Consider the following 24,188-nt stretch of genomic DNA (forward strand, 5'->3'; position numbering starts at 1 on the left):
GGGCCTGGCGATGAGCAGGCCGGTGGGATTGCCCTGCGCATCCCGCTGGATCTCGCCGCCGGGCGGGTTCGGCGTGTCCTTCGTGTAGCCGACGGCCCGCAGGGCCGCGCCGTTCAGCAGCGCACGGTCGTAGAGGTGCAGGATGAAGACGGGCGTGTCGGGCGAGACGGCGTTGATCTCATCGAGGGTCGGCAGCCGCTTCTCGGCGAACTGATGCGCCGTGAAGCCGCCGACCACACGCACCCATTGCGGGGCCGGCGTGCGGTCAACCTGATCTTTCAGCATCCGCATGGCGTCGGCCAGGGAGCGGACGCCGTCCCAGCGCAGTTCCATGTTGTAGTTGAGGCCGCCGCGGATGATGTGCATGTGGCTGTCGATCAGGCCGGGGATCACCCGGCGGCCGTTCAGGTCCGCGCGGCGCGTGTCGGGGGCGGCCAGGGTCATGATCTCCCGTTCGTCGCCGACGGCGAGGAAGCGTCCGTCCCGGATGGCCACGGCAGCCGCTTCGGGCGCCTGACGGTCGAGGGTCGTGATCCGTCCGTTGAACAGGATCATGTCGGCGGACGTTTTCATCGTCTGGGCCTCCAGGCTTTTGGAAAGAGCAAATCCGGCCCCGAATGCGCCAAGGCCGGCGAGCACGGTACGACGATCATGAGGCATGGACATAGCCGGCTTTCGCTCGCGTCGTCCGCGCATGGCAGTCGACGGGACATCGATCAGGATGGTGCGGGTGCAGGGACGGTCCCCGCACCCGCCGGAGGGGCGGCTATTCCGCCGCGGCCGCCGGGGCGCCGTGGGCGCCTTCGCTCGCGCCGAACATGGTCTTGGCGTAGATGATGCCGAGGCCGTAGGCGCCGCCGTACTTCTTCGCGATTCCCGTCGTCATGTCGTAGGTTTCGGTCCGGGCCCAGTCGCGCTGCAGCTCGAGCAGGTATTGCAGGGCGGTCATCGGCCGGACGCCGGCCTGGATCATGCGCTCCACCGCGCGCTCGTGCGCTTCGGTCGAGACATCGCCGCACGCATCGGTCACCACATAGACCTCGAAGCCCTGATCGAGCGCCGACAGCGTCGGGCCGACGATGCAGACCGACGTCCAGAGACCCGCGAAGACGAGGCGGCTCTTGCCGATCCGGTTCACCTCGTCGATGACGGCCGCGTCCTCCCAGGTGTTCATCGACGTGCGGTCGAGAAGCCTCTGGCCCGGAAAGGTGTCCGTGACCTCGGAGAACATCGGTCCCGAGAAGCTCTTCTCCGCGACGGTGGTCAGGATCGTCGGAACCTTGAAGCCGGCGGCAGCCTGGGCGATCATGGCTGCATTGTTGCGCAGGTTCACGGCATCGATCGATTTCGTCGCAAACGACATCTGGGACTGGAAGTCGATGAGGATCAAAGCATGATCGTCGGGGTTGATGAGTTTCGAGCCGGGCGTGGGGGATGCTTTGACGGACATGATCGATCCTGTTCTGGTGAGGGCTGCCGGAGGACAATCGAGCCATTGGTCTCGATAATCTTGTCGAAAATGAAACGGACTTGGACGATTCGGGCGTGGCGTTCAGGAAAGTGTCAACGCCGGGCGAAAGAGGACGAGACAAACGCGATGGCCAGTCGATAGGGTGGCGGAAACGATACACCGGAGTGCAGCCATGGCCGGACGCGGCCTTCATCACGTGACGCTGATCTCGAGCGACGCTGAGCGGAGCTGCCGCTTCTATGCGTGTTTCCTCGGCATGAGGCTCGTCAAGCGGACGGTGTCCCACGAGGATCCGGGCACGTTCCACCTCTGCTTCGGAGACCATGTCGGCCGGCCCGGCACCCTGTTCACCCTGTTCCCGTGGCAGCGGGTGCCCCGCGGCAGGCGCGGCGCCTGCGAGGCATGGCAGACGTCGTTTCGCATTCCCCCGGGAGCGCTCGACTGGTGGGAGCGGCGCTTTCGGGAAGCGGGTGTTCCCCACCGGCTGGAACGGACGGGGTTCGGCGAACCATGTCTCACCTTCGAGGATCCGGATGGCGCGATGCTGTCCCTCGTGGAGGCAGACGCACCCGCGGCGCCAGCCGGCTGGAACCGTGCTGATGTGCCTGCCGCCTACGCGCTCCAGGGCCTTCACGATCTTGTGTTGAAGGTGCGCCGGGCCGATCCGCTGAGCGAGTTGTTTCGAGAGGTTTTGGGCTTTAACGAGAGAGGCCGCCAGGGCAATCTCGTCCGCCTCACGGCGCATGACCAGCCGGGCGGCACCATCACGCTCGACGAGGCCGGCCTTCTCCCGCGAGGCCAGCTGGGAGGAGGGAGCATTCATCATGTTGCCATTCGGGCCCGCGACTCCCTCGATCAGGATGCCCTTGTGCGTGCGCTCCACGACCGGTACGGAATCGCCGCGACGGAGCCCAGGGATCGAGTGTATTATCGGTCCGTCAATTTCCGTTCGACCTGCGGTCTTCTCCTGGAGCTCGCAACCGACGGGCCAGGGTTCGCAATCGATGAAACTCCTGAAAGGCTGGGCATGGGCTTGAAGCTTCCTCCCTCCCTCGAGGAGAGGCGCGGCGAGCTGGAGCTGCTCCTGCCGTCTCTGCCGCTCCCGACATCCCAGCGACCCAAATCCGAGGAGATAACATAAGCGCCGATCCCTCTGCCGCGTGCGGATCGCGACGAGCCGAGGGGCCAACCTGCAGGCCACGATCTCAATCGATTGAAGCGAGTTGACATGCCAGCTGTTCAGGAAAACACGCAATCCGGGTTGTTCGGCCGACGGCTCGGACGTCATGTCGAGATGGTCACCCAGAGCATCCTGCAGGTCTCGAAGGACGACCGCCTTTCCCTCGCCGTGACGCGGCTGACCTGCACGCGCCAGGATCGGGAACGGACGGTCCTGATCGAGCCCGAGGCTGCCTTCAGCGCGACCTATAAATTGAAGGACGTGGAGGAGCACGAGTTCTGGCTCAACGGCCGCATGCGGTACGCGCGGGGCTTCGCGGCAGGGACGGTCAGCGCGGCCGACCTGTCGGAAGATCCCCGCAGCCGGATCCGTGGACCGTTCGACGGCGTGCAGTTCTACATGCGCAAGGAGGCTCTCGACGATCTGGCCTATGAGCGCGGCGCATCGCCGATCTCGAGTCTGCGCGCCATGCCCGACGCCACCGACACGATCCTGGGATCGATGTGTGCCTTCCTTCTCGCGGCGCCTCCGGAACTGTCACAGACCAATCCACTGTTCGTCGATCAGATGGCGCTGAGCCTGCTGACCTATTTCGCGGAAGGCTACGGGGGCGTGCATCTCCCGGCGATTCCCGACAACGGCAGGCTCGCACCGTGGCAGGAGCGCCGCGCCAGGGACATCATGCACTCCCGGCTTGCAGCCCGTCTGACCATCGCCGACATCGCGCGCGAATGCCGTCTCACGCCAAGCTACTTCGCCAAGGCGTTCCGCCGTACGACAGGAATGAGCCCGCATCACTACCTGACGCAGATCCGCGTGCAGGAGGCCAAGAGCCTTCTCGTGTCCTCGACCCTGCCCCTGGCCGACATCGCGCTCATCTGCGGCTTCGGCGACCAGAGCTATTTCACCCGCGTCTTCACGCGCTGCGTCGGCGCGAGCCCTGGAAAATGGCGGCGGGCGATGCTTCGCTGAGTGAAGGCCATGGGCCCTGGCGGCCCTGCAATCGGCACCATGACCAACGGTTCAGCCTCCGGTTTCAGGATGGCGATCAGGATTGGGAACCAATCCAAAGCTTGACCGTTGACTGGGGCTGTTGTTTGCCCCGAGTGCGACCATGCGCGTCAGAATTGCCTGGTTCATCCTCGTCCTGCTCGCCCTCGGACCCGCGCAGGCCCAGGAAGACCGCGCGGTCCGGGCCGGCTTGCTCAGGTTCGGCACCGTCGCCTGGGAGATCGACACCCTCCGCCATCACGGGCTCGACCGGAAGCACGGCATCACGGTCGTGCCGGTCGAGTTCGCCTCCAACGAGGCCGCCAAGGTCGCCCTGCAGGCGGGCGCGGTGGACGTGATCGTCACCGACTGGCCCTGGGTCGCCCGCCAGCGGAGCGAGGGGGCCGATTTCAGCTTCGTTCCCTATTCACGGGCTGTCGGCGCGCTCATGGTCCCGCCGGATTCCAAGATCGGAAGCCTCCGCGATCTCAAGGGCAAGCGCATCGGTATTGCAGGCGGACCCCTCGACAAGAGCTGGCTGCTCCTCCGGGCCTATGCGCAGAAGGAACTCGGCGTCGATGTCGCGGAGGCCGTCGAGCCGGTCTTCGGAGCTCCGCCGCTCCTGAACGAGGAACTGTCCCGCGGCCGCATCGACGCCGTCTTGACCTATTGGCACTATGCGGCCCGCCTGGAGGCCGAGGGCGCCAGAGCGCTCCTGTCCGTCGACGACATGATCCGGGGCCTCGGCATCGATCACGAGGTGCCGATGCTGGGCTATGCCTTTCGGGAAGGCTGGGCCGTCCGCGCGGATGCGGCCCTTCAGGGCTTCGTCGCGGCTTCCTGGGACGCGAAGGCGCTGCTGGCCGGCTCGCGGGACGAGTGGATCCGTCTGGCCCCGCAGATCGGCACCGACGACCCGACGGCTCTGGCGGCCCTCCAGGATGGGTTTCGCAGCGGGATTCCGGATCGGTGGTCCGAAGCCGAGAGACGGGCTTGCGCCGATCTTTATGCTATTCTCGTGAGGATCGGGGGCGACAAGCTGGTCGGGTCGTCGAGGGCACTGGATGCGAGGACCTTCTGGCCCGCAATCTCCTATTGAGGCCGTCGATGCGTGGTGCTGAGGTCGAGGGCAGGGGGGCATGGCAGGGCATTGCCTCTGTCCTGCTCTTCCTGTGCCTGTGGCAGATTGGGGCCGGCTGGGCCGGGAGCAGGCTGTTTCCCGGTCCCCTGGCGGTGCTGCAGAGCCTCGTCCGTGAGGCCGTCGACGGACCCTTGCTTCATCACCTCGGCATCACCATGGCGCGGGTCGGCATCAGCTTCGGGATTGCCATGGTCGCCGGCACGGCCCTGGGCGTCGCCCTCGGGCGCCTGGGATGGCTCGACCGCTGGCTCAATCCGTGGCTCGTCATCCTGCTCAATGTGCCGGCGCTGGTGATCATCATCCTGACCTATGTGTGGCTCGGCCTGGTCGAGACCGCGCTCCTGGTGGCGGTGGCGCTCAACAAGATCCCCAACGTCGCCGTGACGCTTCGGGAAGGTGCGAGAGCCCTCGACCGGGACTACACGGACGTCGCGCAGGTCTACCGCTTCGGCGCATGGACGACGCTGCGCGAGGTCATTGCGCCTCAACTGGCGCCCTATGCCCTGGCCGCAGCCCGCAACGGGCTCGCGCTGGTGTGGAAGATCGTTCTCGTGGTCGAGCTGCTCGGACGCTCCAACGGGGTCGGGTTCCAGCTGCAGAGCTATTTTCAGCTCTTCGACGTGCCGCGGGTCATGGCCTATGCGGCGGCCTTCGTCCTGTGTGTCCTGCTCATCGAGGCCGTTCTCTTCGCGCCGCTCGAACGCCGCTCGGGACGGTGGCGTCGATGACGATTCGGATCATGATCGCCCGGAAGATTCATCCGGCGCAAGGCGGTGCTCCGCCTCGCGTGCTGTTCGACAACCTGGCGCTCGAACTCGCCGACGGCGAGGTTTGCGCTATCGTGGGGCCATCCGGCATCGGCAAGTCCAGCCTCCTGCAGATCGTGGCCGGGCTGGACACGGATTTCGAGGGATCCGTCACGGGCTTGCGGCAGCCCGTCGGCTATCTCTTCCAGACGCCGCGCCTTCTCCCGTGGCGAACCGCGCGCCGGAATCTCGAGCTTGCTCTTCCAGACCAGCCCGCAAAGGCCGGGGAATGGCTGCGTCAGATCGGTCTGGCGGGCTCGGAAGACGTCTACCCGCATCAGCTTTCGCTCGGCATGGCGCGGCGCGTGGCCCTGGCCCGTGCGCTGGCGGTGGAGCCAAAGCTTCTCCTCCTGGACGAGCCCTTCGCGTCTCTCGACGACGATACGTCCCGCGAGATGCAAAATCTTGTGGCGTCCCATGTGCGCCGGCTGCGCCCGACGACGCTGCTCGTCACGCATCACTGGCACGAAGCGGCGGCCCTCGCCCATCGCGTCATCACCTTGGGCGGGTCCCCGGCCCGGATCGTCGAGGACCGGCCCTTTCACGAGGCGAGGGCCGCTGAATGAAGATCGTGCTGGTCCTGATCGCCATATTCCTGTCTGCGCCTGCTCTGGCCGAGGAAGGCGTCATCACCATCGCGGTCGTCTCGCAGGAGCGCGATCCGGTCGAGCCGGTTTCGCCCCTCGACCGGCCGATTCGGGACCAGGGGATCGCAGGGGCGCGCCTGGGTCTCTCCGACAACGCGACCACCGGCCGGTTCACGGGACAGAGCTTCACGCTCGTGGAGCGCGGCGTCGGGAAGGACGGCCATCCCGAGGACGTCATCCGGGAGCTGGCGCGGCAAGGGATCCGCCTCGTCGTCTCGGATCTCGATGCGTCGCTCCTGCTGAAAGCGGCCTCCGTGCCCGAAGCCCGTGAAATGCTGCTCATCAACGCCCGCGCGCCGGATGACGCGCTTCGCAACGAATCCTGCCGCGCCAACGTGCTCCACACCATCCCGAGCCGCGCCATGCTGGCCGACGCGCTCGCGCAGTACCTGATGTCCAAGCGCTGGCGGCGCTGGTTTCTCGTGACCGGCGGCACGTCCGGCGACAGGCTGCAGGCCGACGCGTTCCGCCGCGCGGCTGCGCGCTTCGGGGCCGAGATCGTCGTCGAGAAGGAATGGACCTTCAAGCCGGGCCACGCGCGCACGGATACCGGCCATGTGGCGCTGCAGACCGAGATCCCGGCATTGACCCAGGTTGCCGACCACGACGTGCTCGTCGTCGCCGATGAGGCGAACGAGTTCGGCGAGTTCCTCTCCGGCCGCACGGCGCGGCCCCGTCCCGTCGTCGGCACCCACGGGCTCGTCGCCACGGGCTGGAGCCCCGTGGCGGAGCAATGGGGGGCGACGCAGCTTCAGTCCCGGCTCGAGAAATCCGCCGGCCGGCGGATGAGCGCCGTCGATTACGCCGCCTGGGCGGCGGTGCGCGCCATCGGCGAAGCCGCTGTCAGGTCCCGCAGCATCGATCCGGCCGGAATCGCATCCTTCCTGCGCGGCCCGGATTTCATCCTTTCGGGCTTCAAGGGACAGGGGCAGAGCTTCCGGGCCTGGGACGGGCAGATGCGACAGCCGATCCTCATCGCGGGGCCTCGGCTTCTCGTCTCCGTCTCGCCGCAGACGGGCTATCTGCACCGTGGATCCGAACTCGATACGCTGGGGACGGACCGGGAGGAGAGCGGATGCAAGCTCTGATCGTCGCAGTGCTGGCCATCGCGCTCAGCCTCCAGGCGGCTCTTGCCGAGACGGTCTATGTGTCGAACGAGCAGGACAACACCGTCTCGATCATCGACGGGACGACCCTGGACCAGACCGGTACGATTCCTGTCGGGCGCAGGCCGCGGGGCATCGGGCTGAGCGCGGACAGGCAGACGCTCTACGTGGCGGTGGGCGACGACAACCGGATCGATGTGGTGGATCTCAAATCCCGACGCGTGGACGGCTCGTTGCCGTCCGGCGAGGATCCGGAGTTCTTCGTGCTGCATCCGGACGGGCGCCGTCTGTTCGTGGCCAACGAAAACGACAACCTCGTGTCCGTCCTGGACATTCCCGAACGGCGGATCGTCGCCGAGGTGCAGGTGGGCGTCGAACCGGAGGGAATGGGCGTCAGCCCGGACGGCCGCTTCGTCGTGAACACCTCGGAGACCACGAGCATGCTCCACGTGATCGATGCGCAGACGCTCGAACTCGTCGACAACGTGCTCGTCGGCACGCGGCCGCGGGTGGCGCAGGTCTCGGGCGACAGCCGTCAGATCTGGGTTTCGTCCGAATTGCGCGGAACCGTGGAGGTGTTCGACGCCGGGACGCGCGAGCTTCTGGCCAGGATCGGCTTCGAGGTGCCGGGGGTTCCACGCGAGCTCGTGCAGGCGGTCGGCATTCAGCTGACGCCCGACGGCTCCCGCGCCTATGTGGCGTTGGGTCCCGCGAACCGCGTCGCCGAGATCGACGCGAAAACCTTCAAGGTGCTGCGCACCTATCTTGTCGGTCAGCGGGTCTGGCACATCGCCCTCTCGCCGGATGGGAAACGGCTCTACACGGCCAACGGCAATTCGAGCGACGTCTCGGTGGTCGATCTCGACAACAGGGAGGTGGTGAAGACCATCGGGGTCGGCCGCTCGCCCTGGGGGCTCGTCGTCGCGCCATGACGGCCCTTGCCATCGACAACCTGAGCCACGGCTTCGGCGGACGTCGGGCGTTGTCCGAGGTGAATCTGTCGGTGGAACCCGGCTCCTTCGCGGTGCTCCTGGGCCCGAACGGCGCCGGCAAGACGACGCTCATCTCCCTGGTGACGGGACTCTACAATGCGCAGCACGGCGATATCCGCATCTTCGGCCACTCGATCCGCCGTGACCCGCTCCCGGCACTCGCCCGCCTCGGCGTCGTTTTCCAGATGCCGACCCTGGATCTGGATCTCACCGTCGGTCAGAACCTGACCTATCATGGCGCCCTGCACTGGCTTTCGCGCCGGGAGGCGCGGGAGCGGGCGCGCGACGAGTTGGAGCGCTTCGGCATCGGCGACCGCCAGGGCGACAAGGTGCGGTCCCTCTCGGGCGGTCTGCGCCGGCGTGTGGAAATTGCGCGGGCGCTTCTGCATCGGCCCAGGCTCCTGATCGTCGACGAGGCGACCGCCGGTCTCGACCTTGCCGCCCGCCAGCTGCTCCTGACCCATGTGCGCGACCTCTGCCGCAACGGGTTGGGTGTTCTCTGGGCCACCCACATGCTCGGCGAGGTCGAGCCTTCGGATCAGCTCGTGGTCCTGCACCAGGGGAGGGTGCACTGGGACGGAAGGGCAGGCGACCTCGCACCAAGCGCCGCCCTCGAAGCAGCCTTCCTGCGGATCACGGGAGGGCCGTCATGAAGATGCGCTATGCCTTGCGTGCCCTGATCGGCATCATGCATCGGGAGATGCTGCGTCTCGTCGGGCAACGCGGGCGATTGGCCGCGGCGGTCGTGCGGCCGCTGGTCTGGCTTGGTATCTTCGCCGTGGGGTTCCGCTCGGTGCTCGGGCTCTCGATCATCCCGCCCTACCAGACCTACATCCTGTACGAAGTCTACATCGTCCCCGGACTCGTCGGAATGATGCTGCTGTTCCACGGCATGCAGAGCTCGCTCTCCATGGTTTACGATCGCGAGATGGGGTCGATGCGGGTGCTCCTGACCGCCCCATTGCCACGCTGGTGGCTGCTCGGCGCCCGCTTGCTCGCCAACACCGTGACGGTGCTGCCCATCGTGTATCTGTTTCTTGTCCTCGCGCGCTTCTGGGACGTGCGGCCGCCCGCGCTCGGTTACCTGGCGGCGCTGCCGGCCCTCGGCCTCGCCGGCCTGATGCTGGCGGCCTTCGGTCTTGCCCTCTCGTCCATGATCCGCCAGCTGGAGAATTTCGCCGGCGTCATGAACTTCGTCATCTTTCCGCTCTTCTTCGCCTCGACGGCGCTCTACCCTCTCTGGCGCCTCGAGGAGGTCAGCCCGATCCTCGCGGCGATCGCCGGGCTCAACCCGTTCTCCCACGCGGTCGAGCTGATCCGCTTCGCGCTCTACCTGCGGTTCGAGCCCGTGGCACTCGCCGTCTGTATCCTCGCCCTCGCGGTCTTCTTCGCGCTCGGGGTCTGGGGCTATGATCCCGGCCGCGGGTTCTGGGCGCGCCGCATCGCCGAGGGGGCCTGATCGTGCCGCGGGAACAGGAGGCCTCGCTTCACGGTTGCCCCATGGCAGGAACCGTACCGGTGATCGACCATGACAGAGCCGCAGACCAGTTCGTTGCGAAAGGATTTACGGGTTTTTCGCGAGCCGGGCTTTCTGGTGACCCTTCTCCTGATCGGGCTCCTGACGGCTATCGGCGCCTACATTCTTGTCGCCGCCGCCAACGATTACGGGATTCCGGTGCGGGATTACTGGCGCTGAGGCCCTCATCGAAGTTCCCTTACGTTAGGATCACATTTTCGGGAACATACCTGAAGCGCCACAGTTAGAGTCGAGCCGCAGCCGACGCGGCGCGTCCAAGCGTTCCGGAGGACCATCTTGGGTGGAGTTCGTCTTGCCCTCGTTCTGGCGCTCTCGCTGATCTTGCAGCCTGCCTCCCCGATTCTGGCCCAGTCCACGCCCCCGCAGCCTGCCGCGCCATCCTTCGCTGCCACGCCCGAAGACGGCCAGTGGACGATCCCGCAGAAGAACTACGCGTCCACGCGCTACAGCGATCTGTCCGAGATCAACACCGAGACGGTCAAGAACCTCCAGGTAGCCTTCACCTTCTCCACCGGCGTCAACAAGGGACAGGAATCCGCGCCGCTCGTGGTCGGCGGCACGATGTACGTGCTCTCTCCCTATCCCAATATTCTCTATGCCCTGGACCTGACGCAGCCCGGCGCGCCGATGAAATGGCAGTACAACCCGAAGCCGGCCGCGGCCGCCCAGGGCGTGGCCTGCTGCGACCTGGTCAACCGGGGGCCTACCTTCGCCAACGGCCGGATCGTCTTCACGACCCTGGACGCCCATGTGGTGGCGGTGAACGCCGAGACGGGCGAGGAGGTCTGGAAGACCAAGCTCGGCGACATCAACCGGGGCGAGACCATGACCATGGCGCCCCTGGTCGTGAAGGACAAGGTGATCGTCGGTATCTCCGGGGGCGAGTACGGCGTGAGGGGCTGGATCCAGGCCCTCGACATCAATTCCGGCCAGAGCGTCTGGAAGGCCTACAACACCGGTCCGGATCAGGACGTGAAGATCGGGCCGACCTTCAAGCCCTTCTACGACAGCGACAAGGGCAAGGACCTCGGCGTCACCACCTGGCCGGCGGATGCCTGGCAGCAAGGCGGCGGCACGGTGTGGGGATGGCTGTCCTACGATCCGGACCTCAACCTTCTCTACCATGGCACCGGCAATCCGGGTCCCTGGAACCCCAACCAGCGCCCCGGCGACAACAAGTGGACGGCGGGCATCTTCGCCCGGGATCCCGATACCGGCGAGGCACGCTGGTTCTACCAGACCGCGCCGCACGATCTCCATGACTGGGACAACATCAACGAGCTGATCCTCCTCGACATGGAATGGGACGGCAAGCCCCGCAAGGTGCTGGTCCATCCGGGCCGGACCGGCTTTCTCTACATCATCGACCGGACCACGGGCGAGGTCCTGTCCGCGAAGCCGTTCCACGCGCTGACGGCCGTGACGGGCGTCGACCTCAAGACGGGCCGCATCGCGTACAACTCCGAGAAGGAGCCGGTGAACAACCGGGTGGTGCGCGACATCTGCCCGACCGCGCCCGGCGCGAAGGACTGGAACCCGAGCGCGTTCTCCCACAAGACCGGTCTTCTCTACATCCCGCACATGAACATGTGCATGGACTGGGAGAGCGTCGAGCCGAACTACATCGCCGGCACGCCTTACGTGGGCGCGGAAGTCCGCATGTATCCCGGCCCCGGCGGCCATATGGGCGAGTTCTCCGCCTGGGATCTTCAGGCGGGCAAGGAGCTCTGGACCATCAACGAGCGCTTCCCGCTCTGGAGCGGCGCCCTCGCCACGGCCGGCGACGTGGTGTTCTACGGCACCATGGAGGGCTGGTTCAAAGCCGTGCATGCGCGCACCGGCGAGGTGCTGTGGCAGTTCAAGGTCGATTCCGGAATCATCGGCCAGCCGACCACCTATCGCGGACCCGATGGCAAGCAGTACGTGGCCATTCTCTCCGGCGTCGGCGGCTGGGCCGGGGCGATCGTCTCGGGCGATCTCGACCCCCGCGACAGCTCGGCCGCCAAAGGCTTCGTCAATGCCGTGCGGGACCTGAAGAACGTCACCACCAAGGGAGGAACGCTCTATGTGTTCAAGCTTCCTTAAAGGTGCCGCTCTTGCCGCGCTGCTGGTCATGGCCGGCGGCGTTCAGGCGCGGGAGCTTCGCGTCTGCGCCGATCCCAACAATCTCCCGTTCTCCAACGAAGCGGCCGAGGGTTTCGAGAACAAGATCGTCTCCCTGATCGCCCGGGAACTCGGCGCCGAGGTCCGCTACACCTGGTGGGCGCAGCGCCGCGGCTTCCTGCGCAACACGCTCAAGACCGAGATCTGCGATCTGGTGCCCGGTCTCCCGGCGAATCTCGAAGGCGTGCGGACGACAGCGCCGTACTACCGGTCGTCCTATGTCTTCGTCACGCGCGCGGGCGGTCCCGAGATCGTGTCGTTCAACGATCCGGCTCTGCGCGCCGTCACGATCGGCGTTCACCTCATCGGCGACGACGGCTCGAACACGCCGCCGGCGCATGCCCTCTCTCGCCGCGGCATCGTGGAGAACGTGCGCGGTTTCATGATCTATGGCGACTACAACGAACCCGATCCGCCGGCGCGGATCCTCAAGGCCCTGGCGAACGGCGATATCGACGTCGCGGTGGTTTGGGGACCCCTCGGGGGCTACTTCGCAGGGCGCGAAACCGTTCCGCTGAATGTCACCCCGGTGCGACCGATCTTCGACGGGCCGCAGCTTCCCATGGCGTTCGATATCTCCATGGCCGTGCGAAAGGAGGATGAGTCCCTGCGCCAGGAGGTCGATGCAGCGCTCGCCCGGCACCGGCCGGAGGTGGATGCCATTCTTGCGGCCTACGGGGTCCCGCGTCTCGACACCGGCATGAAGCAGGCAGGGCGCACGCCATGAGAACGGTTCTGATCCTGTCGCTCGCCGCCGTCGTCCTTGCCGCCTGCGAGAGGGAGGACCGCGATTATCGGTCCAACCCGGTCACGGCCGAGACGAACGAGAAGATTGCGCTGGTGCCCTTGTCGGCAGGGCCTGGCGGGCCGACCGAGCAGAGGTCGGGCCTGGGCAAGGACTACGAGGAGAACGCCTATCACATCTCGCAGGGCCAGCGCCTGTATACGTGGTTCAACTGCAACGGCTGCCATGCCAATGGCGGCGGCGATTCCGGACCGGCGCTCATGGACGACCGCTGGATCTATGGCGGGCAGATCGAGAATATCGTCCAGACGATCCGGGAAGGTCGGCCGAACGGCATGCCGTCGTTCCGCGGCAAGATCCCGGACGATCAGATCTGGCAGATCGCGGCCTATATCCGGTCCATGGGTCGCAACGTGCCGAAGCCGGCAGCGCCGAGCCGCAAGGACGATATGAGTCCCGGTCCGGCCGAGCAGCGCCGGCCGCCGGGCGAGGTGATCGACGGCGGTCAGATCCCGCCCTCCGCCCAGATGCCGCAATGAGGCGGTGATGAGGAGGATTGGTCCATTTCTCGTCCTGGCCCTCCTGCCGCTCGGAGGCTGTCAGGGCTGGCAATCGGCCCTCGACGCCCACGGGCCTGCCGCGGGCGCCCTGGCCCGCATGTTCTGGATCTTCGTTGCCGTCCTCGCCACGGTGTGGGTCCTGACCATGATCGCCCTTGTCCTGGCGCTGCGCAGACGGCGCGCCGCCGATGCGGATCCGCTGGCCACGGATCCCGGAACCGAGCGGCGCATGACCGTCACGATCTCGATCGCCATCGCCCTGACGCTCGTGACGGTGGTTTCCCTGACGGGCCTCAGTTATGCGGCCCAGAAAGTACTGTTCGCCCACAAGGACGGGGGCCTGTCGCTCCTGGTCAAGGGACAGCAATGGTGGTGGCAGGTGACTTACGAGGACGCCCAGCCGAACCGTGTCTTCACCACGGCCAACGAAATCCACATACCGGTCGGCGAGCCCGTGCTGATCAAGCTCGAATCCTCCGACGTGATCCACTCGTTCTGGGTTCCGAGCCTCACCGGCAAGATGGATGCGATCACCGGCCGCCAGAACCAGATCCAGATCCAGGCGGATCGTCCGGGCGTGTACCGCGGACAATGTGCGGAGTATTGCGGCCTTCAGCACGCCCATATGGGTCTGCTCGTGGTTGCCGAGAGCAAGGAGGATTTCGAGCGCTGGCGCGAGCAGCAGATCTCCTCCGCCATACCGCCGACCGATGACGAGCGGCAGCGCGGCATGGAGATCTTCATGTCCAAGCCCTGCGTCATGTGCCACCAGATCCGCGGCACGGATGCCGGCGGCAAGGTCGCCCCGGACCTGACCCATGTGGGAAGCCGCCGCACGATCGGCGCCGGAACCCTGGAGACGACGCGGGGGAATATCGCGGCCTGGATCGTGGACCCGCACGGCGTCAAGCCGGGCGTGAACATGCCGACGATCCAGCTCGATCCCGACGAGGTTCAGCCTCTCGCAACCTATCTGGAGGGGCTGAAGTGACCCGGGCGATCACACCCCACGATCTCGACGCCGTCCCCGAGATCTCGCGACTTGCGACGGGGGAGCGCGGCGGCCTTCCCGGCGTGCAGAGCGAGGCGGATGCGCCTCCGAGCCCCGATGAGCTGCGCGACGATCAGGTGGACGGAGCCGAGCTGACGGCGCGGCTCGCCAAGACCTGGGGCACCGACAGGGGGCTCGTCGGCACCCTGTCCACGGTGGATCACAAGATCATCGGACGCCGCTACATCGTCACGGCGATCCTCTTCCTCTTCCTGGGCGGCCTGTCCGCCGTGGTCATGCGCATGCAGCTGGCTGTCCCTGAGAACAGGCTCGTCGGGCCGGATCTCTACAACCAGCTCTTCACCATGCACGGCACCACGATGATGTTCCTCTTCGGCGTGCCGATCGGCGAGGCCTTCGCGGTCTATCTGGTGCCGCTCATGGTGGGCACGCGCAACATCGCGTTCCCGCGCCTGAACGCCTATTCCTACTACGTCTATCTCTTCGGCGGCCTCATGATCTGGGTCGCGTTCATGCTCAACATCGGCCCGGATGTCGGGTGGTTTGCCTATGTTCCGCTCTCCGGTCCGGAGTTCTCTCCCGGCAAGCGGGCGGATTTCTGGGCGCAGATGATCACCTTCACGGAGGTGTCCGGCATCGCGGTGGCGATCTCGATCATCGTGACGGTGTTCAAGCTGCGCGCCCCCGGCATGACTCTCGATCGCATCCCTCTGTTCGTCTGGGCCGAGCTCATCAATTCCTTCGTCATCATCTTCGCTCTGCCTGCGGTTGTGACCGCGTCGGCCACCCTGATGATGGACCGGCTCGTCGGCACGCATTTCTTCAACCCGGCGGAAGGCGGCGACGCGCTGCTCTACCAGCACCTGTTCTGGTTCTTCGGCCATCCCGAGGTCTACATCATCTTCCTGCCGGCCACGGGCTGGGTCTCGGCCATCGTGGTAACGTTCTCCCGGCGCCAGGCCTTCGGCTACATCGCCCTCGTGCTGTCCCTCATCGCGACCGGTTTCCTGTCCTTCGGCCTGTGGGTGCATCACATGTTCACCACCGGCCTGCCGCAGCTCGGCGCCAGCTTCTTCACCGCGTCCAGCATGCTCATCGCCATCCCGAACGGCATTCAGATCTTCTGCTGGATCGCGACCCTGTGGGATGGAAGGCCGGTGTTCCGCGCGCCGCTCCTGTTCATCCTGGGGTTCTTCTTCATCTTCGTGGCCGGAGGATTGTCGGGCATCATGCTGGCCTCGGTGCCGCTCGACACCCAGGTCCACGACACGTTCTTCGTGGTCGCCCATTTCCACTACGTGCTCATCGGCGGCAACGTGTTCCCGCTCATCGCCGCCGTGTACTACTGGTTCCCTAAATTCACGGGCCGCATGATGAGCGAGCGGCTCGGCAAATGGCATTTCTGGCTCGCCTTCATCGGCTTCAACGTCACCTTCTTTCCCATGCACATCACGGGCCTGATGGGCATGCCGCGCCGGGTCTACACCTATCTGCCGGAAATGGGCTGGGCGAACCTGAACCTCCTCTCCTCGGCCGGGGCGGTCCTGTTCTTCGGGAGCTTCGTGCTCTTCCTCTACAACATCGTGTCCAGCGCCCGCCGCGGCCCTCTGGCCGGCCCCAATCCCTGGAATGCCGGAACCCTCGAATGGGCGTCGGCCTCGCCGCCCATGCCGCAGAATTTCGACCGCATTCCCGTCGTGACCAATCGCGAGCCGCTCTGGGCCCACCGCGGCAGCCTTCCGGTGGTCGCGGGCCTGAGCGTCGAGAACCGGGAGCAGATCGTCTCGACGATTACCCATGGGCGCGCGGACCTGCGGGAGTCGACGCCCGAGCCCTCGATCTGGCCGTTCATGGCGGCGATCGCGACGACGATCCTCTTCGTCGGCTCCATGTTCACGCCCTGGGCTCTGGTGTGGGGCAGCATTCCGCTCGCGGTGACGCTCATGGGGTGGTTCTGGCCCAAGCCGAGCACGGAGGACGAGCGATGACGATGGACGCTCATTCGCGCGACGCCATGCTGCCGCATCGGATCGTGCTGAACGCCAGGCACCTGCCGGCCTATGCCTACGGCCCGCGCAGCCCGATCTGGTGGGGCACGGTGGGGTTCGCGGCCGCCGAGGGCATGGGATTTGCCCTTGCGGCGGGCATGTATTTCTATCTCGTCTTCATCAACGGCAACTGGCCGCTGAGCGCGCCGCCGCCGGATCTTCTCTGGTCGAGCCTCTTCACGATCCTCCTCCTCGTCAGCATCTGGCCGAACCAAATGGCCAAGCGGGACGGGGAGCGGGAGGACCTTGCGGGGTCCCGCCGCGATCTCGTGATCATGAGCGTGATCGGCGTGGCTCTTCTGGGCATCCGCGTGTTCGAGTTCGGGACGCTCCACGTGCGCTGGGACCAGAACGCCTACGGGTCCGTGGTCTGGCTCCTGCTCGGCCTGCACACGCTGCACCTCATCACCGACCTGGGCGACACGATCGTGCTCGCCGTGCTGATGTTCACCCGTCACGGCCACGGCAAACGCTTCTCCGACGTGGGCGACAATGCCTTCTACTGGTATTTCGTCGTGGCCTCGTGGCTGCCGATCTACGTCATTCTCTACTGGTTCCCGAGATGGTGGTGAGCCCATGGCAGGAATGATCTCGCGCGGTCTGCCATCCGCCGGCATCTTCGCCGGGCCGATCGCCTGGCTGGCCGACACGCAGGTCAACTACGCGGCCGTGCCCTGGGTCTGCGCCCATCAGGTGCCGTTCATCCCTGTCTTCGCCGCGGCCATGGCGGTCATCAGCCTCGCCGGCGGATACCTCTCGTGGCGCGGCTATGCCAGTGAGGCGCCGACGCCGGCGCCTGATTCCACCGGAGCTGGGCGGCCGCACCGGTTCGTGGCCCTCATGGGCATCGCGATCGCGGTCCTGTTCACGCTCGTCATCCTTCTCCAAGGCGCAGCCGGACTCGTCTTCCACGGGTGCGAGCGATGAGAGCGATTGCCGTCCTGCTGCTGTTCGTGCTGGCCGGGGAGGCGCAGGCCCATTCCGGCCACGTGCACTGGACCGACACAGCCGCGACCTGGACCTGGAATCCGTGGGTCACCCTCCCGCTTACGGTCTCGGGCTCCCTGTACGCGGTCGGTACGGCCCATCTCTGGCGCCGGGCCGGCGTCGGGCGGGGCGTCAGGATCTGGCAGGCCCTGTGCTTCGCCGCCGGCTGGCTGCTGCTCGTCTCAGCGCTCGTTGCGCCGCTGCACTGGCTGGGAGAGCGCCTGTTCGTCGCTCACATGATCGAGCACGAGATCCTCATGACGGCCGCAGCCCCGCTCCTCGTCCTAGGCCGGCCGGTGGCGATGCTCTGGGCCTTCCCGGCACGCTTGCGGTCGCGCATCGGCGGATGGGGCCAGTCGCCCGTCGTGGCGCGAGCGTGGCTCTGGCTCACCACCCCGCTGCCGGCGACGCTGCTCCATGGCCTGGCGCTCTGGATCTGGCACGCCCCCGGACTCTACGAGGCAGCCCTGGCGGATCCCTGGATCCACTGGCTGCAGCATCTCAGCTTCTTCGTCACGGCCCTCCTGTTCTGGCGCGCGCTCCTCATGGGCCGGGAACGCACCTACGGCGCGTCGGTGTTCTACCTTTTCGTGACCTCGCTCCACACGGGCTTTCTCGGCATTCTGCTCGCCCTGTTCCGCAGGCCGATCTATCCGGCGCAGACGTCCCAGGCGGCGGAGTGGGGTCTCACCCCGCTCGAGGATCAGCAACTGGCCGGCCTCTTCATGTGGATCCCCGCCGGAATGGTCTATGCGGGTGCGGCGCTGATCCTGGCCGGCCTGTGGATCGCCCGGTCCGCGCCGCGACACCTCGGAGGCAAGCATGCTCATGCGGCGCGCTAGGGTCCTGGCCCCATTGGCGGCAGCGCTGGCCCTTGGAACGGCATGGATCTTTCTCAAGCCCCGGCGCATCGGATCGGCATCGCGCTCCAGGCGGAGAGAGCCTGCCCCATTCAATCCCGAGGCTCACCTGCGGGGCATCCGGGTTGCCGGACCCACCCGCTTCCGTACCCGTTCCGTCTCTCTCGTGCTCTGTCTGCTCGTGCTGATCGGAGCCGGCGTCTATGCCGGATACCAGATGAAGTTCGACCGGGAGGCCCGCGCCCGCGCTGTGGCGCTCACCATGGGGGATCCCGACCTGGGACGGCATCTCACGCAGCGCTATGGCTGTGCCGGCTGCCACACGATCCCCGGCGTTCCCGGCGCTCAGGGCAAAGTCGGACCGACCCTCCAGGGGTTTGCCGCCCGGGTCTATATCGGCGGCGTGGCCACCAACTCACCGGACAGTCTCATCCAATGGATCGAGAATCCGCGCGCCATCGATCCCAAGACGGCCATGCCCATCACCAGGATCTCCCGCGCCGAGGCGCGGCATGTCGCGGCCTATCTCTACACGTTGCGCTGAGGTACCTCGGGCCATCTGAAGCAGGCCCTCGATGGACCGATGCGAGCGTCATGGCGGCCCGGCGGGAGCCGTACTCAACGACGCTGCTTGCGCAGGTAGTCCACGAGGACACGCAGCTTGAGCGGCAGGTTCCGGCGATGGGGATAGTAGAGGTAAAAACCCGGAAAGGGCGGGCAAAACGCTTCGAGAAGCGGCACGAGCTCAGCCTGAGCGATATAGGGGCGGAAGGTCTCTTCCATGCCGAAGGTCAGACCTGCTCCGGCGCGGGCCAACTGGATCATCACCCGCATATCGTTGGTGGTCACGCGCGGGTCCACCGCCACGTCGAAGTCGCGCCCGCTCTCCGTGAACTCCCACCGGTAGGGCGCGACGCGAGGACTCGGACGCCAGCCGATGCAGCAATGCCCGGCCAGATCCCGTGGGTGGGCCGGGGCACCATGCAGGGCCAGATACTCGGGTGAGCCCACGACGATCTGCCGTTGCTCCGCCGAGACCGAAACGGCGATCATATCCTGCTCGATCACCTCGCCGAGGCGAACGCCGGCGTCGAAGCCTTCGGCAACGATGTCAGACTCCTCGTCGGTGACGGTGATATCGAGGCGGATGTCCGGATAGGCAGCAATGAATCCCGCCAGCAGCGAGCCACTCAGGAAGCGTTCGGCAATGGAGGACACCGTCAGGCGCAGCATGCCGCTGGGCCGCTCGCGCATCTCGCCCATGGCGTCCATCGCCGTGCCGAGATCGGCCAGGGCCGGACGCACCGACTCGTAGAGCCGCTCGCCGGCCTCCGTGAGACGGACGCTCCGGGTCGTCCGCTGGACAAGCGCCATGCCCATCCGCTCCTCGAGCCGCCGGATGGCCTGACTCACGGCCGAGCGGGTGACGCCCAGGCGTTCGCTGGCGGCCCGAAAGCTCCGCGCTTCCGCGACAGTCACGAAGACGGTGATGCCGGCAAGGTCGATGGTCATTGGTGACAAAAACTAACCAGCATGTGCAGAATTGGCAAGTCGATCATCCCAATAGGCCAGATTACCTTAAGCCCGTGAGCGCGGTGCCGGACCAAGCACAGGACGGCACGGGCACGGACGAGAATGAAAGGAGCATTCGATGGCTGAGACAAAGATCGTTCTTGTTACAGGCGCCTCCAGCGGGATCGGCGAGGCCGTTGCGCTGGAACTGTCGAAGGCCGGCCATGCCGTGGTCGTGGGCGCCCGAAGGACCGACCGCCTTGACGACCTGGTCGGCCGGATCGAAGCATCCGGCGGCACCGCCCGCGCCCACCGGCTCGACGTGACCTCGCGGGATGACTTTGCCCGGGTCCTGTCCGCAACCCTCGAGGAATTCGGCCGGGTCGACGTGATCGTCAACAATGCGGGCGTCATGCCGCTGTCCCCCCTCAGGGCCCTCAAGGTGGATGAGTGGGACCAGATGGTCGACGTCAACATCAAGGGCGTCCTGAACGGGATCGCGGCCGTGCTGCCTCATATGGAAGCCCGGGGCTCAGGTCATGTCGTCAACGTTGCGTCGATCGGGGCGCATCGTGTCTCGCCGACCGCTGCGGTCTATTGCGCCACCAAACATGCGGTCTGGGCGATCTCCGATGGCCTGCGTCAGGAGACGGACCGCCTGCGGATCACGGTGATCTCTCCGGGCGTCGTCACGAGCGAACTGGCGGAGACGATTTCCGATGACACGGCGCGTGATGCCATGCGGGAATTCCGAAAGGTCGCCATCGACCCGGACGCGATCGGACGAGCGGTTCTCTATGCGATCGAACAGCCCTCTGACGTGGATGTCAGCGAGATCATCGTCCGGCCGACCGCAAGCCCGCACTGATGACGGAGGCGCAGCGATGACGTGGAAGGCTCCCTGCCTTGCCTTCGCGGTTCTGCTGGGCGTCGCCCCGACCGCAACCGGACGGGCAGAACCCAACGATCAACATCAGGTCAGGACATCGACAGACATGGCAGATCACCCCTATCTCGGCATGTGGATCACAAAGGATGGCCTCATCCGCCAGGAACTCCTCCCGAACGGACGCTACGATGAGGCGCGGGGCAGTCGCAAGAGCGCCTATCAGGGGCGCTACGAGATCCGCGGCAACCGGATCGAATATTGGGACGATACCGGGTTCACGGCGGACGGTGAGTTCATCAGCGATGTCCTTCACCACGGCGGAATGCTGCTCTATCGCGAGAAGCAGGTGAAATAGCGTCGTCGGCACGGCCCTCGATCCGGACGCATCCGGTGCTTGGCGGTCTTCCGATCGCGTTCACCGGGACAAGCCCGGCGCCGATACCCTCCACACGCCATGGCCGTCCGGTCATCACTCGCCTCTTGCCGGCCATCCCGATTGTCCGATGCTCTAGACCGTACGATGGTCCTGAAGAACGAACCTCAGAAGAGCAAGGATCGCCTCGGCCTCGGAGGTTCCGTTTCGGAATGCGCCGGCACCGAAACGAGGTTCCATCTCGTCTGGCGTCGCTTCCACATAGGCCATGGACCACGTCGGAAATTCCCGCGTCCTGACAGGGACATAGTCGAGCAACGTCACATCCGCGTGGCGCCCGTCGCAGGCAATATGCCCGAACAGGCTTTTGACGGCGTGGGGTGGTCCCTCCAGGACCTGCGCAAACCGGCGGAGGTCGAACAACAAGGCACCGGAGATGCCGGTTCGCCTGTTCCATTCGCGCGCCCACGCCAGAATCCGCCGGATCTCGTCGGCCACGGCTTGCGGTTCGTCATCAATGGTCATCCGACTGCTGTAGATGAGCCGGCACAGGTCCGGCGGGGCTTCCTGCTCAAGATCCATTCTCACTTGCACGTTCGCGCTCACAATTGCCCAGGTATCAGAACGGAAAGGTCTTAGCAGACATGAGAGTTCGGTCCCTCACATAAGCTATGGTACGCGACCCTGAGGTTGGGTAAGGACTGATTGAAGCCCACAAACCCTGCCGGACGCCGTTCGATGGGGCCCCATGAGCAGTCTCTGTCACTATCCCGAGATGTCAGCCTGCGACGGGGACACGCAGCCGGATCGCCTCCATCGGCTCCACGAAGCTTTCGGCATCATGTGCTCCATCGCCCGCCTGATCTGGCGTGAGGAGCCAGGCTGGATGTCTCCGGATAATCCCAAGCAGTGCCGGTGGGACGGATCCGTCATGGCGCTAGAGCCTCGGACGTGAAAAGTGGACACCACTTTTGGGATTCATCCGAGGCTCCCTCTCATGATCGGCGCATCGGATGAGGCGGACCCAGCGGGCCGCGCCAGCGACCCGAAGGGCCACGCCAGTGAAAACCGGGTCCACTTTTCCGTCCGATGCGCTAGGAGACTCCAAAGGAACCCTCGAAGTGCTCTGGCGGGATGCACAGCATCGAGATCGTTACAATGTTCTGGCAGAACTCGCCTGGGAGGCCATGTCGGAGCCGCGCTCCAACGTGACGCACCAAGTGAACGAGACATATCTTCGGGAGGTTCATCGGCCATTGCGCACCGATCCGGCCTAGAATCCGAGGGCCATGATCGGCGGGTGGTGCGGCAAACGAGTCCGGGGGAGTGATTTCGGGCGAAGTTTCTGCTAGAGGGCAGCTATGCCAAATGCCGTTCGAAACCGTTCAGAGACGATCTATTGCACTATCCTTTTCCTCCCAATGAAAGTGCACGTTTAGAAGCCCTTCGCCGGCTCTCGATCCTCCATATGCCTCCGTCTCCGGCCCTGGAGCGGATTTGTCGTGTCGCTCAGAAACTTCTCGAGATCCCGATCGTCCTCGTCACGTTGGTTGATGCGGAGCGCGTCCGATTCAAGGCCGGGCTCGGCCTCGGCGACCTCGCCGAACCGCCCCGCGAGCATGCATTCTGCGCCTACACGATCCTGCACGACGTGGCTTTCGTAGTGCCGGACGCGAAGGTGGATCGCCAATTCGCATCCTATCCTTATGTCGACGGTGAACCGCAGATCCGGTTTTACGCTGGAGCGCCCCTGATCACCGAGCCGGGCATCCGACTCGGTTCCCTGTGTGTTCTCGATACCAAACCGCGCCAGTTCACGCCTGAGCACACCGCCATGCTGCGGGGGCTCAGCCGCCTTGTCGTCGATGAAATCTGGCTCCATCACCTGGAGCAGAGCGGTCGCGTCGATCGCGACCTTGCGTCACTTCCCCATGAGCAGCCCGAACTCGCCTTTATGCTCGACAGACCACTCACGGGAGCCCAGGTCAGAGCAGCCCGGGCCCTGCTGAACTGGTCCGTCCGGGAACTGGCGGAGGCCTCCGGCGTGTCGCCGATGACGGTCAAACGCATCGAGGCTCAAGGAGGCGACACGGTTCGCAGGGAAAGCCTGAAGGCTGTCGAACAGGCCCTGGACCGGGCCGGCATAGGGTTCCGGTCCTCCTCCGACCTTCGGTGCGGAGTTGGGTTCCGGGCCGACCGGCGCGTCGATCGACAGGTCCGCGAACCGACCTAGAGCATCGGACGGAAAAGTGGATCCGGTTCACCGTCAAACAATGCGGCTCGGCAAAGAAGAGAGATGATTCCCCATGAGGTGAAGCAGCTCTCAGTTTCACGTCTCAATCTTCACGTCTCATTAAAGCTTTCTGATCATTCTGGGCTCAGTGCAGTCGAAGGACGAGCTTTCGATTCCTGCCAGCCGGCGCCTTCGACTCTCACTGAGGGAGATCGTGTGAGCGCCCAATGCCGATTGGGGCCGACGATGTTCATGTTCCGCCTAAGTAGGTCATCATAAGACTTGCAACGCGAACGCTGCGGGTGTGTTCTGGGGAGCATGCAACACCATGATCACTCTCCCGAGACGTGGCTCGACGAGGCGGATCGCAAGCGGCTGGCCGCCGCGCTTGCTGGCGCCCGCGAGGCCCGTGTGTATCGCCGCCTCGAGGCGCTGCTGTTGGTGGCCGAGGGGCATCCCGTGGCTGAGGCAGCCCGCCGCTGCCGGGTCAACCGCTCCAGCGTGCACCGCTGGCTCGTCCAGTACCGGGCCGGGCATGAGACCACGGCCCTGATCGACCGGCCACGCAGCGGGCGTCCGCGCCGTCAGCCGAGGCTCACGCCGCGACGCCTGGCGGCGGCCCTGGCGCGCGATCCGCGCCGCTGCGGCTACCAGGCCACGAGCTGGACCGTGCCGCTGCTGGCGCACGACCTCGCCGCGAAGGGCCTCGCCGTCAGCCCCCAGACGCTGCGGCGGCGGCTGCACGAGGCCGGCTATCGTTGGAAGCGCCCGCGCTATGTCTATGTCCAACGCGCGGCGCATCTGGCGCAGAAAAAGATCTCATGGGCAGCGACCGCCGGAGTGGTGAAGTAAGGCGGTCACCTCACCTCATCTTTGGAGGCCGCTCATGCTTTCCTCTCCCGCAGCAGACGCTTCAGTCTCACACAACACTCACAC

Annotated in this window: 27 protein-coding genes; 23 read left to right on the forward strand and 4 right to left on the reverse strand. The window is 65.8% G+C overall.

Annotated features, from left to right (window positions below):
• Both NF876_RS35545 and NF876_RS35550 read right to left on the reverse strand, forming a co-directional pair.
• On the reverse strand, window positions 1-666 hold a 666-nt coding region (locus NF876_RS35545), incomplete at its 3' end, for an amidohydrolase family protein (RefSeq protein WP_373696772.1).
• A gap of 100 nt (window positions 667-766) precedes the next feature.
• On the reverse strand, window positions 767-1,450 hold the full coding sequence (locus NF876_RS35550) for a hydrolase (RefSeq protein WP_262272784.1): 684 nt from the start codon (window positions 1,448-1,450) through the stop codon (window positions 767-769).
• 193 nt (window positions 1,451-1,643) lie between these two features.
• Between NF876_RS35550 and NF876_RS35555 the strand changes: the two genes are divergently transcribed.
• The 19 genes from NF876_RS35555 to NF876_RS43255 all read left to right on the forward strand — a co-directional run bounded on the left by NF876_RS35555 (window position 1,644) and on the right by NF876_RS43255 (window position 18,789).
• On the forward strand, window positions 1,644-2,612 hold the full coding sequence (locus NF876_RS35555) for a VOC family protein (protein WP_262272785.1): 969 nt from the start codon (window positions 1,644-1,646) through the stop codon (window positions 2,610-2,612).
• Window positions 2,613-2,699: 87 nt separating this feature from the next.
• The gene (locus tag NF876_RS35560) at window positions 2,700-3,623 is read left to right on the forward strand and encodes a helix-turn-helix transcriptional regulator (RefSeq protein ID WP_262272786.1); all 924 of its coding nucleotides are present in this window, start codon (window positions 2,700-2,702) and stop codon (window positions 3,621-3,623) included.
• Window positions 3,624-3,765: 142 nt separating this feature from the next.
• A complete protein-coding gene (locus tag NF876_RS35565) occupies window positions 3,766-4,740 on the forward strand; it encodes an ABC transporter substrate-binding protein (RefSeq protein WP_262272787.1) in 975 nt (324 codons plus the stop codon).
• A gap of 8 nt (window positions 4,741-4,748) precedes the next feature.
• Complete coding sequence (locus NF876_RS35570; RefSeq protein WP_262272788.1) at window positions 4,749-5,510, forward strand: ABC transporter permease; 762 nt, start codon at window positions 4,749-4,751, stop codon at window positions 5,508-5,510.
• A complete protein-coding gene (locus NF876_RS35575) occupies window positions 5,507-6,154 on the forward strand; it encodes an ABC transporter ATP-binding protein (protein ID WP_262272789.1) in 648 nt (215 codons plus the stop codon). Before NF876_RS35570 ends, NF876_RS35575 begins: the two co-directional genes overlap by 4 nt.
• Complete coding sequence (gene pedA1 / locus NF876_RS35580) at window positions 6,151-7,323, forward strand: lanthanide ABC transporter ABC transporter substrate-binding protein PedA1 (RefSeq protein WP_262272790.1); 1,173 nt, start codon at window positions 6,151-6,153, stop codon at window positions 7,321-7,323. Before NF876_RS35575 ends, pedA1 begins: the two co-directional genes overlap by 4 nt.
• A complete protein-coding gene (locus NF876_RS35585) occupies window positions 7,311-8,273 on the forward strand; it encodes a PQQ-dependent catabolism-associated beta-propeller protein (RefSeq protein WP_262272791.1) in 963 nt (320 codons plus the stop codon). Before pedA1 ends, NF876_RS35585 begins: the two co-directional genes overlap by 13 nt.
• Entirely contained in the window at window positions 8,270-8,986 is a 717-nt protein-coding gene (gene pedB, locus NF876_RS35590) for a lanthanide ABC transporter ATP-binding protein PedB/LutE (protein WP_262272792.1), read from the forward strand. The genes NF876_RS35585 and pedB overlap by 4 nt, the downstream gene beginning before the upstream one ends.
• Entirely contained in the window at window positions 8,983-9,792 is an 810-nt protein-coding gene (gene pedC / locus NF876_RS35595; RefSeq protein WP_262272793.1) for a lanthanide ABC transporter permease protein PedC, read from the forward strand. The genes pedB and pedC overlap by 4 nt, the downstream gene beginning before the upstream one ends.
• Before the next feature lie 69 nt (window positions 9,793-9,861).
• Window positions 9,862-10,029 (forward strand): hypothetical protein, encoded by a 168-nt coding sequence (locus tag NF876_RS35600; protein ID WP_262272794.1) that lies wholly within the window; start codon window positions 9,862-9,864, stop codon window positions 10,027-10,029.
• Window positions 10,030-10,146: 117 nt separating this feature from the next.
• Window positions 10,147-11,955: a methanol/ethanol family PQQ-dependent dehydrogenase gene (locus NF876_RS35605; protein ID WP_373371385.1), complete on the forward strand. Its 1,809-nt coding sequence runs from the start codon at window positions 10,147-10,149 to the stop codon at window positions 11,953-11,955.
• Window positions 11,936-12,760 (forward strand): substrate-binding domain-containing protein, encoded by an 825-nt coding sequence (locus tag NF876_RS35610; protein ID WP_262272795.1) that lies wholly within the window; start codon window positions 11,936-11,938, stop codon window positions 12,758-12,760. Before NF876_RS35605 ends, NF876_RS35610 begins: the two co-directional genes overlap by 20 nt.
• Window positions 12,757-13,317: a c-type cytochrome gene (locus NF876_RS35615; protein WP_262272796.1), complete on the forward strand. Its 561-nt coding sequence runs from the start codon at window positions 12,757-12,759 to the stop codon at window positions 13,315-13,317. Before NF876_RS35610 ends, NF876_RS35615 begins: the two co-directional genes overlap by 4 nt.
• A 7-nt stretch (window positions 13,318-13,324) precedes the next feature.
• Window positions 13,325-14,329, forward strand: coding sequence for a cytochrome c oxidase subunit II (coxB, locus tag NF876_RS35620; protein WP_262272797.1), 1,005 nt, complete (start codon window positions 13,325-13,327; stop codon window positions 14,327-14,329).
• A gap of 83 nt (window positions 14,330-14,412) precedes the next feature.
• Entirely contained in the window at window positions 14,413-16,338 is a 1,926-nt protein-coding gene (gene ctaD, locus NF876_RS35625; protein ID WP_373371390.1) for a cytochrome c oxidase subunit I, read from the forward strand.
• Between the two features lie 2 nt (window positions 16,339-16,340).
• Window positions 16,341-16,970 carry a cytochrome c oxidase subunit 3 gene (locus NF876_RS35630; protein WP_262272808.1) on the forward strand — a complete coding sequence of 210 codons (630 nt, stop codon included), beginning with the start codon at window positions 16,341-16,343 and terminating at the stop codon, window positions 16,968-16,970.
• Window positions 16,971-16,974: 4 nt separating this feature from the next.
• Window positions 16,975-17,325, forward strand: coding sequence for a hypothetical protein (locus tag NF876_RS35635; protein ID WP_262272798.1), 351 nt, complete (start codon window positions 16,975-16,977; stop codon window positions 17,323-17,325).
• Window positions 17,322-18,227, forward strand: coding sequence for a cytochrome c oxidase assembly protein (locus NF876_RS35640; RefSeq protein ID WP_262272799.1), 906 nt, complete (start codon window positions 17,322-17,324; stop codon window positions 18,225-18,227). Before NF876_RS35635 ends, NF876_RS35640 begins: the two co-directional genes overlap by 4 nt.
• Window positions 18,208-18,789 carry a c-type cytochrome gene (locus NF876_RS43255; protein ID WP_315975107.1) on the forward strand — a complete coding sequence of 194 codons (582 nt, stop codon included), beginning with the start codon at window positions 18,208-18,210 and terminating at the stop codon, window positions 18,787-18,789. Before NF876_RS35640 ends, NF876_RS43255 begins: the two co-directional genes overlap by 20 nt.
• Before the next feature lie 74 nt (window positions 18,790-18,863).
• Here NF876_RS43255 and NF876_RS35650 read toward each other — a convergent pair whose 3' ends face one another.
• Window positions 18,864-19,757: a LysR family transcriptional regulator gene (locus NF876_RS35650; RefSeq protein ID WP_262272800.1), complete on the reverse strand. Its 894-nt coding sequence runs from the start codon at window positions 19,755-19,757 to the stop codon at window positions 18,864-18,866.
• Between the two features lie 139 nt (window positions 19,758-19,896).
• Here NF876_RS35650 and NF876_RS35655 point away from each other — a divergent pair, with 139 nt between their 5' ends.
• Together NF876_RS35655 and NF876_RS35660 are read left to right on the forward strand one after the other, a co-directional pair.
• Window positions 19,897-20,625 (forward strand): SDR family oxidoreductase, encoded by a 729-nt coding sequence (locus tag NF876_RS35655; RefSeq protein WP_262272801.1) that lies wholly within the window; start codon window positions 19,897-19,899, stop codon window positions 20,623-20,625.
• 16 nt (window positions 20,626-20,641) lie between these two features.
• Window positions 20,642-21,001, forward strand: a complete 360-nt coding sequence (locus NF876_RS35660) for an Atu4866 domain-containing protein (protein ID WP_262272802.1) — start codon at window positions 20,642-20,644, stop codon at window positions 20,999-21,001.
• Between the two features lie 153 nt (window positions 21,002-21,154).
• Here the strand turns inward: NF876_RS35660 and NF876_RS35665 are convergent, their stop codons facing one another.
• On the reverse strand, window positions 21,155-21,601 hold the full coding sequence (locus NF876_RS35665; RefSeq protein ID WP_262272803.1) for a BLUF domain-containing protein: 447 nt from the start codon (window positions 21,599-21,601) through the stop codon (window positions 21,155-21,157).
• 886 nt (window positions 21,602-22,487) lie between these two features.
• Here NF876_RS35665 and NF876_RS35670 point away from each other — a divergent pair.
• Window positions 22,488-23,252 (forward strand): GAF domain-containing protein, encoded by a 765-nt coding sequence (locus NF876_RS35670; RefSeq protein ID WP_262272804.1) that lies wholly within the window; start codon window positions 22,488-22,490, stop codon window positions 23,250-23,252.
• A 318-nt stretch (window positions 23,253-23,570) separates the two neighbouring features.
• Window positions 23,571-24,104: a helix-turn-helix domain-containing protein gene (locus tag NF876_RS35675; RefSeq protein ID WP_262272805.1), complete on the forward strand. Its 534-nt coding sequence runs from the start codon at window positions 23,571-23,573 to the stop codon at window positions 24,102-24,104.
• The last annotated feature ends 84 nt before the right edge of the window (window positions 24,105-24,188 follow it).

Source organism: Microvirga yunnanensis (assembly GCF_025460875.1).